The 12,551-nt window shown below is 50.7% G+C and carries 9 protein-coding genes; 6 read left to right on the top strand and 3 right to left on the bottom strand.

Annotated elements, in window-relative coordinates; genetic code table 11:
- Nucleotides 1-677: 677 nt before the first annotated feature.
- The 4 genes from RIC19_RS04285 to RIC19_RS04270 all read left to right on the top strand — a co-directional run bounded on the left by RIC19_RS04285 (nucleotide 678) and on the right by RIC19_RS04270 (nucleotide 5,695).
- Nucleotides 678-2,603: a tetratricopeptide repeat protein gene (locus RIC19_RS04285; protein WP_350177055.1), complete on the top strand. Its 1,926-nt coding sequence runs from the start codon at nucleotides 678-680 to the stop codon at nucleotides 2,601-2,603.
- A 125-nt stretch (nucleotides 2,604-2,728) separates the two neighbouring features.
- Nucleotides 2,729-3,637: an OmpA family protein gene (locus RIC19_RS04280; RefSeq protein WP_350177054.1), complete on the top strand. Its 909-nt coding sequence runs from the start codon at nucleotides 2,729-2,731 to the stop codon at nucleotides 3,635-3,637.
- 61 nt (nucleotides 3,638-3,698) lie between these two features.
- Entirely contained in the window at nucleotides 3,699-4,940 is a 1,242-nt protein-coding gene (locus RIC19_RS04275; protein ID WP_350177053.1) for a helix-hairpin-helix domain-containing protein, read from the top strand.
- A gap of 68 nt (nucleotides 4,941-5,008) precedes the next feature.
- On the top strand, nucleotides 5,009-5,695 hold the full coding sequence (locus RIC19_RS04270; protein WP_350177052.1) for a hypothetical protein: 687 nt from the start codon (nucleotides 5,009-5,011) through the stop codon (nucleotides 5,693-5,695).
- Nucleotides 5,696-5,760: 65 nt separating this feature from the next.
- Here RIC19_RS04270 and RIC19_RS04265 read toward each other — a convergent pair whose 3' ends face one another.
- Nucleotides 5,761-7,143: a M20 metallopeptidase family protein gene (locus tag RIC19_RS04265; protein WP_350177051.1), complete on the bottom strand. Its 1,383-nt coding sequence runs from the start codon at nucleotides 7,141-7,143 to the stop codon at nucleotides 5,761-5,763.
- A gap of 111 nt (nucleotides 7,144-7,254) precedes the next feature.
- On the opposite strand from RIC19_RS04265, the gene RIC19_RS04260 reads away from it, so the two are divergent.
- On the top strand, nucleotides 7,255-8,172 hold the full coding sequence (locus RIC19_RS04260) for a bile acid:sodium symporter family protein (protein ID WP_350177050.1): 918 nt from the start codon (nucleotides 7,255-7,257) through the stop codon (nucleotides 8,170-8,172).
- 29 nt (nucleotides 8,173-8,201) lie between these two features.
- Here the strand turns inward: RIC19_RS04260 and RIC19_RS04255 are convergent, their stop codons facing one another.
- Nucleotides 8,202-9,290: an AI-2E family transporter gene (locus RIC19_RS04255; RefSeq protein WP_350177049.1), complete on the bottom strand. Its 1,089-nt coding sequence runs from the start codon at nucleotides 9,288-9,290 to the stop codon at nucleotides 8,202-8,204.
- A gap of 102 nt (nucleotides 9,291-9,392) precedes the next feature.
- Here RIC19_RS04255 and RIC19_RS04250 point away from each other — a divergent pair, with 102 nt between their 5' ends.
- A complete protein-coding gene (locus tag RIC19_RS04250; protein ID WP_350177048.1) occupies nucleotides 9,393-10,124 on the top strand; it encodes a phosphatase PAP2 family protein in 732 nt (243 codons plus the stop codon).
- A gap of 7 nt (nucleotides 10,125-10,131) precedes the next feature.
- Here the strand turns inward: RIC19_RS04250 and RIC19_RS04245 are convergent.
- Nucleotides 10,132-12,551 (bottom strand): T9SS type B sorting domain-containing protein (locus tag RIC19_RS04245; protein WP_350177047.1); only part of this gene is annotated, 2,420 nt, incomplete at its 5' end.

Below are 12,551 nucleotides of genomic sequence, written 5' to 3'. Positions count from 1 at the left end.
AGAGGTTGTTTGGATTTTATCCTTCGGGCTGCTCTTGCCAGGTTTCGTCCTGCTCTTCGGTCATGCAACTAAAGCTATGCGATTCAATAATGGCTCCCTTTAACCCCTTCCCTCGTGGAGCTACATGAGCGGTTCTCTAACACAGAGCTGGGCAAAGGATGCCACAGATTACCCTTTGTTTGATACTTTACAAACCACTAGTGCAATTGAACAGACAAATGCTCAGGCTTATAGCCCCTTACCGATGCTGTACCTGATCATTTCAGGCACAACATCAACTCAAATATTCGAGCAGGTTCAGAGGGGCATTGCAACCAGATACTGCGAAGGTTTACGCGCTACATTAGAGGGCGTAACAATGAGCAGCCAAAAGCCGGCATCGCCAATGGGGGGCGTTGTTATGATCGGTTTATTGGAATAGACAATAGAGCTGTAAAAGCATATTTGTTTGAGTTGTTTTGCGAGTGAGAGGCTTATAAACTGACCTCTTATTTACAAGTACAAATTACGCACTGAATCGTATGATTTCCATGTTTTACAATCGGACAATTACTCGGACAAATCGCTAATACGCAAGAAACACCTTCCTTTTCTGTGGGTAAAAGGGGGATGACGTCTTACTTTTACCCCAGATCAAGTTTTTTCTGTAAGCAAATGATATGTTCAATTCAATGAAGATGTTGAATCTAGTTGGACGGAGTGGTAGGGGATACCGTTGCGTGCTGTTTCCTGATTTGAGAGATGCTTTAAAATACCTCGTACTATTTTTATGGTGTTGCATAGCAATAGCAATAACAGGCTGTGAGCAAACGGAGGATAAAACCGGAGATGATTTCTTCGAACGACAAAATGCGGCTCATGACGGAGACTATCTCGCTACTTATCCACTTTCAGATCCCGACGCCTGTATTGTCCGGCTAAAAGAAGAAGTGCCAGCTCTTCTGCAGCCCTGGGCTTGTCTATCTCTGTGGTACCACCTGCCGCGGGACAGCCCGGAAGTCAACTTCCGCTTATTGGAGCTCTATGAAACGCATTATCCCCACGATACGGTATTTGCTTTTTGTCAGATGATGCGTGCTGAGTTTTATGTGGATCTTGCCGAGTTCGACCTGGCTAAAATATGTACTGAAGATGCCTACCGGCGCTATATGGAGTTGGGCCGGCCTCTTGATGCAAGTGATGCTCGCTATCTTCAGGCCCGCAGCTATATTTATCAGAGCAGGTTTGCGGAAGCACTGGAAATTTATTTTGAATTGCTGGACGTCCTGAATAAGGCAAGCAGCCATTTTTCTGACCGGCATGCAAATCTTTACTCTGATATTACTGTAGCTTATGAGCGCAGTGGGGACAGGCCTCAGTCCCTGGAGTGGGCACAAAAAAGTTGGAAAGCGGATGTCTCTAAAATATACAACCCCTGGAGATTTCGGGCAAGGACAGCGAGTCACTTGAGTGTCCACTATCTTAGAACTCAACCGGACTCCAGTATTTACTGGGTAAAGCAAATGCAAAAAATCTTTAAGGAAGCCAACCCTGAAAAAGAGCTACCCGCTATTATGGACTACAGGCTCGCGAGGGCTTATTCCGAAGCAGGGCGGTATCAGTTGGCTCTTCCTTTATTTCAGGGCGCTTACCACCAAAATCCATTTGGCAGTATCCGTATTTCTTATTTCCAGGTACCTTTGGCACTCGGGGAGTGTTATCTTAACCTTGGGCAACTGGATTCTGCAGAATGGTATATCAAAGAGTCATTGGCTTCCCCAGACACCGGCAATCTCTATGCTGCGCACAGAATGCTGAGTGATATTTATGCGAAACGTGGTGATTGGGAAAGCGCATTGAACGAAGCCAATGAAAGCCATCGGCTATACAGAATCAAGTTAGACTCGGATAAAGCCAAAGAGGTGGTCAGACTTGAAGCGAGGTATGAAAGTTCACAAAAAGAGCATCGGATAGCTAGCCTGGAGCAAGAGCACCAATCCTTAAGACTGCGGCAGTTTGTCTGGGCGCTCGCCCTGCTGTCGGTCATTCTCCTGCTTTCGGCACTTTACATCAGGCAGCACAATCGCCGGCTTATTCTTGTACAAAAGAACCACTTGTTGTCGCAGGAAAAAGAACTGATCCATGCCCGGGAAAAACTAAAATCAAAAGCATTGGAGCGTTCGAGGAATCAGCTCGAGGAAGCGGAAAAAGAGCTCAGTAATACCGAACGGGCGTTGGCACTGAAAAGCCAGCTTATTGAGGAGTTGCAAATCAAACTCAGCCAAAAGGGCAATCTTCCGGCTTCAATAGTTGGCAATACGCCCCAGGAGTTTGGGGGGCTAAAAAGCATGAAAATACTGACAGACAGAGATTGGCTCGTTTTTAAGGAGCGCTACGAGGAAAGCTTCCCGGGGTTGCTTGATAGTTTGAAGTACAAGTTCCCTAAGCTGACCTCTGGCGAAACCCGCCTTGTTTTGCTCATAAAGTTGAAATTTGATAGTAAGGAAATAGCGGATGCCTTAGGGATTTCTCTCCAAAGCGTGTGGCGCAACCGCCATCGGCTGAGTAGAAAATTAGGGCTGGGCACCACCGCAGATTTGGATACTTTTATCGAAAAAATTTAGAAGGCTGCCTGCACCTGCGGCTATTTCCCAAACCGCTTCGGGCATTTTAGGAAGAAAAGTATTACTTTGGCAATAACCAAAGGGTGAATCCCCTTTGTACTAACGAATAACCAACTTAGAACACTATGCGTTTTTTGGCCATACTGGTTTTTCTGGGTTTCCTGGCTTTCGCTTTGTTGGCGCGGTGGTACTTCATCTGTGAGCTTCGGCAACAGTGTGGTCCCGGAGAGCTGGTCGATGCTCGTTTACAAACTCTGCAGCTGACGGAAGGCGATAGCGTCCTGCTTCGTGGGTACGATCAGTTTGCCTTTGACTCGGCCAGCTTGCAGCCCCGACTCAATGACAAGAATCGTTTCTTTTTGGATACACTGGCGGAAATCCTGAAAGACCACACGGACCGCAACGTGACCCTCACCGCCCTTTACCGCGAAAGCGAAAGTGAGGTTGCCCCTGGTTTTTTTGAAAATTTAGGCTTGGCCCGCGCAGACCAAATCCGTAAACTGATGATGCGCAGGGGGATCAATCAAAACCGTTTCACCCTTGACTACGGCATTAGCGAAGACCGCCAACTGCGGGAACCGGTTTTGTTTGACCTCTATGACCCCTCTGCTGTGGAGGGCGGCTTCGAGAAAGTCTTATTCACCTTTAAGAATATGACCTTTTCGGATGCTAACTTTGAGTACAACTCTGCGGCATTTAAGCCGGGGCCTTCATTACAACTGTATGCCGATTCTGTGAGGACCTACCTGGAGCTCAACCCGGAGGCAAGTATGGCTATCATCGGGCATACCGACAGCATTGGGTCGGATGCTTACAACCTGGACCTGGGGATGCGCCGGGCGGAAAATGCCCGCTTTTATTTCCAGGATTCACTGGATGTGACCGCAGAAATACAAATCGACTCCGAAGGGGAAACCCGGCCCGTAGCGCCCAATTCCCAGCCTTCAGGTGGTGATAATCCGGAAGGGCGGCAGAAAAACCGGCGGGTCAATTTCGTTTTGAGCACCGCTGCTGATTCTACTGCCACACAGTAGGCCCGGCCTGTCAACCTAGTTAATAACCCTGGGCTTTTGCCCGTTTTAATACCAATAAACCATGGACTTGAGTAACTTATTCAGCCAATTTACTGCCCGCGAAAGTATCTTTATCCTCATCGTTATGCTGGTGGCCTTTCTCTTTGGGCTGCTTTTAGGCTACCTGCTGCGGAGCCGCCGGGTGCGCGAACTTCGGCGCGAGCTGAAGGATAAAAAAAAAGAACTAGCTGATGCACGGGCAGAAACAGAAGCCCTGCGCGAACAATTGTCCCTGAAAGATGCTGACCTCAAAAAGTTGGGATTTTCCCTGCAGGAAGCAGAAGCTGGCCTCAATCGCGTGGAGGAAGAAAAAGAACAACTGGATAAAGAAATTTTTATACTCAACCGGCAGTTGGAAGAAGGGGGGCATAGTGGAGACTCCTACCAGCAAATTGTGGATGACCTGAATGGCGAAATCACGGCGCTGCGGTCAGAGAATCAGGCATTGGCTAATGCGTTGGAGGAAGCGGGGGCCGGTCAGGTACCGCCGGGGCAAAACGGCAGCAGCGGCAATCAGCAGCGGCTGGAAGCATTAGAGTACCAAATGGAAGCCTTGTCCAGCGATAATGCAGCGCTGCATGCCGAATTGAACGCCTTGAAAGTGGGTGAAGTGCCCCGAAGTATTACACCACAGGAAACCCAATTGCACCCTGAGGTCCACCCCATGCCCGGCCTGCCGGATGCCACGGTTGTCGATGAAGAACCGGAGCTGCGCTTTACCTCCCGGAAACCCTATATGGACAAAATCAGAGAGCAGGTAGAGGAACGGGACGATCTGACCCGCATCGAAGGCATTGGCAATTTCCTGGAAAAGCAGCTCAATGATATCGGGGTGAACACTTACGAAGAAATGAGCAGTTGGGACTCCGGGCGCATTCAGGAAGTAACGCAAGCCATTGGTTACTTCGAAGGGCGGATCGAAAAAGACCAATGGGTGGAACAGGCTGCTCAGTTGGCGCTCCAAAAGCAGGAAAACCCGGATGACTTCAAATCTAAGATCGCTCCATTGTCAGAAGACCCCTCCGACCTAACCATCGTTGAAGGCATCGGGCCTATGGTAGCGGATGCGCTCAAGACCGCTGGTATCAGCAATTGGGGCGAACTGGCTGCCGCCGATACCGGGCATCTGCGCGAAGTGCTTGAAGCTTCCGGGCCCAACTATAACATGCACGACCCCTCAACCTGGCCAGCACAGGCACGCCTGGCTGTAGAAGGGCAGTGGGGGCTGCTGCAGGAATACCAGGAAGAGATGCGTGAAGGGTGAATTGAACGAACATGTGCCCGTAAGTCGTTGTTTTACAGTTGAATAAGAAATTAAAAACACTGTAAAATATGCGATTCCTGAGTTTGCTGATTCTTTCTGTTTGTATGACGCTTTCTGCTATCGGGCAAGAGCAAGATACTTCCTACGGGGAATTTGATGTGCGCCCTTATCCTGCTGCCAACGTACCGGCTAGTCCCGAAGCCGCAGCATTCATTGCGCTGTTTGAGGAGAGCAACGTCGGTAACTTACGAGTATACGCACATCATGATGATGAACTACCCTACAATTATCCTTTCAAAGGGAAAGAGATTCCTAAAGCCTATTATGAAATGTTTTCCGGGACTTACCGCGCCCTGCTTGAAGCGGATAAAGCTTATGCCTATGGTATCTACAGTATTAAGGGCAATAAAGCGGAGCACTATCTGGTAAGGATGCCTTCCGACAAAGGGCCTAATACGATTGTACTTTTTGATCTCAATGGAGAAGTAATGGAGCCGGTGCAGGTCTTGGCTTATGCTTACTGCAAGGGGGACTTCTGCTACCAACAGGACAGCTTTATCACTGACCTTGATGGGGATACAGATTTAGATATCCTGACCAAATTTCGCAGGATGGAAGCCGATGATGAAGAAACCCTGGTCAAGAATGACATTATCTACCTGCAGGGCGATGATGGTTCCTATCAAATGGTGCTCGATAACGAGCTGCGTATAAACAAAGATGCTTACAATATGAAAGACGTCACATTCGAATAACCACTCTTTCAGCTACTTGAGCCGGTGCCCCGCTTGCAACTTCCGGGTTGTAAGCGGGGCATTCTTTATTGGAGCAAATTGAGGACTGCGGCTGTCATTGCCACCACACCTGTCGTGATTGTCGGCTCAGGATCAGGAGCAAAGCCAGAGTTGTGCAGCGACGGCAACTGTAACTGCCCCCGTTCAGCGGCCGCCATTTGCTCCTTAGCTACGGTGCCCAGCCAAAACATGAAAATGGGGACTTCTTCTTCAGTACGTCCGTAGCGGCCGAAGTCTTCACCTCCCATCACCGGTTCCACGTCAAGGGTACGGTCTTTGCCCAGTGCTTTGACGAAAACCTGCTGTACCCGATTGGCTAGTTCGGGGTCATTGTAGGTAGCCGGGGTGAACTCGTCCCGGAGTTCTACCTTCGGGTACTGGCTTTCTTCCAGTCCGGCAGATAGGGCTACCCCTTTGCAAATGCGGTTGATTTTCTCAATAATGGCTGCCCGGACCTCATCGGTATAGGAACGCAGGGTGAGCTCGAGCCCTACTTCATTGGGGATAACGTTGCCCTTGGTACCTCCGTGAATGGACCCTACTGTGACCACCGCTGGCTCCAAAGGCGATAGTTCACGGCTGACCACTGTTTGCAGAGCGACAACAATTCTGGAAGCAAGAAGGACCGGGTCTTTGGTAGTGTGGGGATAAGCCCCGTGCCCGCCCTGTCCGTACACGGTGATATCCATCATGTCTACATTCGCCAGGCTGTACCCACTCCGGCAGCCTACTTTACCGGCCTCCATACCCGCGTTTACGTGCAGTGCAATCGCATAGTCTGGTTTGGGAAACCGCTCGTAAAGCCCGTCCGCAAGCATGGCTTTAGCGCCGCCGCCCCGTTCTTCGGCCGGTTGACCAATGAAAACGAGCGTGCCGCTCCACTGATCTTTCCGCTCTGCTAACTGCCGGGCGGCTCCGGTCCAAACTGTCATGTGCACATCGTGCCCGCAGGCATGCATCACGCCTACTTCATTTCCGGCGTCATCTTTTGTAGTAACGGTGCTGGCATAAGGCAGGCCTGTGTCCTCAACAATCGGCAGCGCATCCATATCTGCCCGGACAAGCACCGTTGGGCCTTCGCCATTGCGTAGTACACCGACCACGCCATATCCACCAACCTTTTCGGTGACTTCAAATCCCAGTTGCTGCAGCTCTGAAGCCATGCGCCCGGAGGTTTCCTTTTCGTGGAAGGACAGCTCCGGGTGCAGGTGGTAATGCTGGTAAAGGTCTTGCAGGTAAGGATAGTCCTCTTGCACGGCTGCTTTCAGGCCGGCATAAGGGTCATTCGTGCGGGAAAGGTGAGCGTGGTCATCGCGCGCTTCCTGTATTAAGGCGTCCAGAGCATTCTGCGCTGATAGTGCCATCGCACTGCCTAGTATCAAACTCGTCAGGATCAGGTGCTTCATCATGATTCTTTAGTTCATCCGGTACCGAATATAGGCAAAACCATAGGGCCAATACGAGTGTTGCCTTGTCTTTCTGGTTTTCTTCCTACATTTAGGGCGTCCAAAGTTGCAGAGATGAACGCTATTGATGCCATAAAAATCAACTTTAATCCGGAGCAGCTCACCTTGCTGAATATCTGTCTGGCCTTCATCATGTTTGGAGTGGCCCTTGACCTGCGTATTGATAACTTCCGGAAGTTATTGAAACGGCCAAAAGCCCCATTAATCGGGCTCAGCTCCCAGCTCATTCTCCTACCCATACTGACCATCGGGTTGATCTACCTTTTCCGGCCCGCACCGAGTATCGCTTTGGGCATGTTGCTGGTATCGACCTGCCCGGGCGGGAATGTCTCCAATTTTGCGGTTCATCTTTCCCGGGCGAATACGGCCTTGTCGGTATTGATGACGAGCATATCTACTTTGGCCGCAGTGGTCATCACACCGCTTTACTTTACACTGCTGGCCCCGGTTGTGCCTGGCTCAGCTGGTTTACAAAGCGATATTTACGTTGATCCAATGAGCATGGTGACAACGATCGTGCAACTGATTTTGGTGCCTTTGCTGATTGGTATGTGGTTACACGCCCGCTTCCCCAAAACCACTACTATGCTGAAGAAGCCTGTCCGCACGCTGTCCATGGCTATCTTCATCGGGTTTGTGATCTTCGCGCTTTACGCCAATTACGACAACATCGTTAATTACCTCCACATCGTTTTCTACCTGGTGGTGATCCACAATGCAGCAGCGCTCTTTGTCGGTTATCAGTGGGCGTTCAGGAATGGCCTGCCTCAGGCGGATGCCCGGGCCATTTCCATTGAAACGGGCATTCAGAACTCAGGGCTGGCGCTCATCCTGATCTTTAATTTCTTTGATGGATTGGGTGGAATGGCACTGGTGGCGGCCTTTTGGGGCGTTTGGCACCTGATCTCCGCCTTTCTGCTGTCTTTGTGGTGGCAGTACCGGCCCATTACTAGAAGCCCTGTTAACGAATAACAAACCATGTACAGGTCGGGCCTGTCAGTCTATTCTTCTTCGGTCAGTGGGGTGTCCTGTAAAACGAACCGCTTGTAGTAGTTGATCAGCAGGGTAGTAAGCGGTAAGGCGATTACCATACCAATCACCCCGAACAATCCGCCCCATACTGAAAGTGCGAGGAGGATTACCGCCGGGTTCAGCCCGGTGGCATTGCCTAAAATCCGGGGGGTGAGAATGATTTCCTGCACCGCCTGTACCACCACAAATACCAGGAGTACCCCACCGGCACATACCCAATAGCTTTCCCCGGTTTCCACGGCTTGCGCTCCGGCCAGCAGCAGCGCAGGCAACAGCCCCAGTGTCTGCAGGTAAGGTACAAAGTTGAGCAGGCCCACAAAGATGCCCAGTAGTATGCCTAATGGCAGCCCAATCAGATTGAAGCCGGTCGCAAAAAGGATGCAGACCCAAAAAACCACCAAGGCCTGCCCGCGAAAATACACTTGCATGCCATCTTCCACATCGTGCACCAACATGACGGCGGGTTCCCGGTAGGCGGGAGGGATGACCGCCTCCCAGTTATCTGCAAAGTCATTATAAAACAGCATGATAAAGACCAGGTAGAGCATGAACGTGATGATGCTAAAGAGCCCCAAAACGATGCCCATGGCACTGCTCAGCCCACTCCAGATATAGGATAGGATCAGGACACCATAATTGTAAATATTCTCTTCTGTGAGTAAGGCTTTGAGCTCCTCACTGTGCAGATAAGCCTGAATCTCCGCCAGCACTTCTGGCGGGAGCAGGGATTCGAAATGCAGGTCTAAACTCCCCTCAAACAACGCCTGCATTTTGGCAATCTCTACATTGAGAGCGGGGACGACCAGCAGGCCGACCAAAATGAGGAAACCGATCAGGCTAACTAGGGTGAGCAGCACTGCCAGCCACCGAATCCGTACCTTAAGCCGTTGCTGAAAAAAACGGACCACTGGCTCCAGCAGGTAGGCTACGAAAAGGGCAATGAAGAAGGAAGTCAGATAAGGACTTAGATAGTCCAGCAGCCAGAGAAAAAGAGCGATGCCGCCGAGATAGAGTAGAATATTGATGATGCGGTCCAGGGTCCAGGTATTGGCTTGCATAGGCTTTAGGCAATAATTTCCACTAAGTTAGGACTGAAAATCATTTAGAGATGGGATTTATTCCGGAAATTTTTACTTTGCCAGTACTAAAACCCTTTGTCTATGCGATTTATGCCCTTTAAGTATTTCTGGTATTGCCTCACGTTCCTGGTACTGTTGCCTACTTCAGCACAGAGCCAGGTCCATCAACTCAGTTGGCCGGTCGATGGCGGGCTGCTGGGGACTGGTGCATTAACCTATGGGCTCAGCATACCGCTTCAAAAGAAGATGCCGGGTATGACGCTGGATGACCTCGAACTCCTGGACCCACTAAAGTTAAACAGCCTGGATCGTATTGCTACGCTGCAAGCCAGTGAGAAAGCCCGCCTAGCTTCTGATGTCGCCCTGCGTACGGCGCTGCTATTGCCATTAGGCTTATTGGCGGAGTCAAATAGCCGGGAAAACTACGGGGTCGTGTCTTTGATGTGGCTGGAAACGTTACTGGTCACGAATGGCATCACTCGTCTGGTGAAAATTGGGGCCCGCCGCAGCCGCCCCTACACCTACAACCCTCTGACCGGGGAAGCACTAAAAATTGATCCTGAAGCCCGACTTTCCTTTTTCTCCGGGCATGCTTCCAATACCGCAGCCATGTCTTTCTTCACGGCGCAAACCCTGGTGCAAAACCGGCCGGAGATGCAAAACAAGGGGTTGGTTTGGGCTACTGCAGCCACGCTTCCGGCATTGACTGCTCTGTGGAGGGTTAAAGCGGGCAAGCATTTTCCCACTGATGTAATTGTAGGTTATGGTATTGGTGCCCTGATCGGGGTTTTGGTGCCCAACTTGCATCGCTAATGAATTACTAACGCAATAGCAAGACCTCTCCCTCCAGATTAAGGATACGGCCATCAGATAGCCTGACTTCTGCCATGTAAACAAAGACTCCGCTATTGAGCACCTGCCCACGGCTTGTTCCATCCCAGCCCATGCTCTCTTCATTGGGTGGAAAAGACCGTTCCTCAAACACTTGGTTGCCCCAACGGTCATAGATACTTAGTACGTTGATCTCCATCACCTGGTTTGACTTGGCGAAAAGCGTGAAGAAATCATTGTTGTTGTCCCCGTTGGGGCTGAATGCGTTTGGGGCAAATACGGGTATGCGTTTGTCTACCTGTATCAATACCTCGTCTTCTACTGCACAGCCGGCATCCAGCAGGGCGCGCAGGGTGACAGTTGTACTGTTCAACGGCACAAGCGATGGGTTAAGGCAATCGGTACAGTTCAGCAGGTCGACCGGTGACCAAATCAAAGTATCTGGTGTGAAGTTGAGTTCCGGACTGAGCGTAACGGTATCTCCCTGGCGGACTTCAATATCCCCACCAAGGTCGAGGGTAAGCGGAGGCATGGCCTGTATTTCGAAAGCCTGTTGTGCTTCACAGCCCAATGCGTCCCGAATGACGAGTATATAATTCCCGGGAAGAATAGGTCCGCGTAGCGGTAAGCCTTCTGCCACCTCAAAGTTGGTACCATCAATGGCATAAGTGTAGGGCGGAAGCCCCCCCGAAAGTCGCCTGATTGCCCAAAGACCGGTGCTGTCCGGACAGCCTGGGTCTGATAGCTCGAGCTCTGCTACGGGTGTATTAAAGGTTAGCTCTATATTCATAATGACAGAGTCACACCCATTTTCCAAGCTGCTGATAGTGTGCTGCCCTGTTGGCTGTGCAGCAGAATAGGTCGTGCCGTACAATTCCAATGTTTCCCCGGTGCAAAGAGTGTCCCTTAAGAATCGGATCTCAGGCTCCAACAGCACGTTAATGCTCACAACCAGAATGCTGTCACAACCGTCTACTGTGTTCAGCGTATCTATTCCCGCTGGCTGTTGCTCAGAATAATAGCTGCCATTGAAAAATATACTGTCACCGGCACAAATATCTAGAACAACCGGTATCTGATAGCTAGGCAACAGCGTAGTGGTGGTGATGACGGTAGAATCGCACCCAAACTGATTGGCGAGGTTTTGCACGACGGTACCGGTATCTACGGGGTTGCAGCTTTCGCTAAAGAGCAGTGTGGTATCGCTAGGCAACAGCGTAGTGGTTGTGATGACGGTAGAATCGCACCCAAACTGATTGGCCAGGTTTTGCACGACGGTACCGGTATCCACGGGGTTGCAGCTTTCGCTGAACAGGAGCGTAGTATCACTAAGCAACAGGGTAGTGGTTGTAATGACGGTAGAGTCGCACCCAAACTGATTGGCGAGGTTTTGCACGACGGTGCCGGTATCTACGGGATTGCAGCTTTCGCTGAATAGCAAAGTGGTATCGCTAGGCAGCAGCGTAGTGGTAGTAATGACGGTGGAATCGCACCCAAACTGATTGGCCAGGTTTTGCACGACGGTACCGGTATCCATGGGGTTGCAGCTTTCGCTGAATAGCAAAGTGGTATCGCTAGGCAACAGCGTCGTGGTAGTAATGACGGTGGAATCGCACCCAAACTGATTGGTCAGGTTTTGCACGACGGTACCGGTATCCATGGGGTTGCAGCTTTCGCTGAATAGCAAAGTGGTATCGCTGGGCAGTAGCGTCGTGGTAGTAATGACGGTGGAATCGCACCCGAACTGATTGGCCAGATTTTGCACGACGGTACCGGTATCCGTGGGGCTACAACTTTCGCTGAATAGCAAAGTGGTGTCGCTGGGCCACAAAAGGGTTTGGTTGACAACAATAGAGTCACACCCTAATTGGCTCATAAAAGTCTGCGTAACGCTACCTGTATCCTGAGGGTTGCAGGAATAGTCTGTATTGGTAATCAGGTATTCTTCTGCCAGCGTCGTGGTGGTGATAACGGTAGAATCGCACCCGAATTGATTGGTGAGCATCTGTACCGTAGCCCCGGTATCCAGAGGGTTGCAACTTATGGCATTCAGGAATATGGTGTCGCTAGGCAACAGCGTCGTGGTGGTAATGACGGTAGAGTCGCACCCGAACTGATTGGCGAGATTTTGCACTATGGTACCGGTATCCAAGGAGCTGCAGCTTTCGCTGAATAGCAGTGTGGTGTCGCTAGGCAGTAGCGTCGTGGTAGTAATGACGGTAGAGTCGCACCCGAATTGATTGGCCAGGTTTTGCACGACGGTACCGGTATCCGTGGGGCTACAACTTTCGCTGAATAGCAAAGTGGTGTCGCTGGGCCACAAAAGGGTTTGGTTGACAACAATAGAGTCACACCCTAACTGGCTCATAAAAGTCTGCGTAACGCTACCTGTATCCTGAGGGTTGCAGG

The sequence above is a fragment of the Phaeodactylibacter sp. genome, from assembly GCF_040219495.1.
Classification (GTDB): domain Bacteria; phylum Bacteroidota; class Bacteroidia; order Chitinophagales; family Saprospiraceae; genus Phaeodactylibacter.
This window is presented reverse-complemented; position numbering and strand designations above follow the sequence as displayed.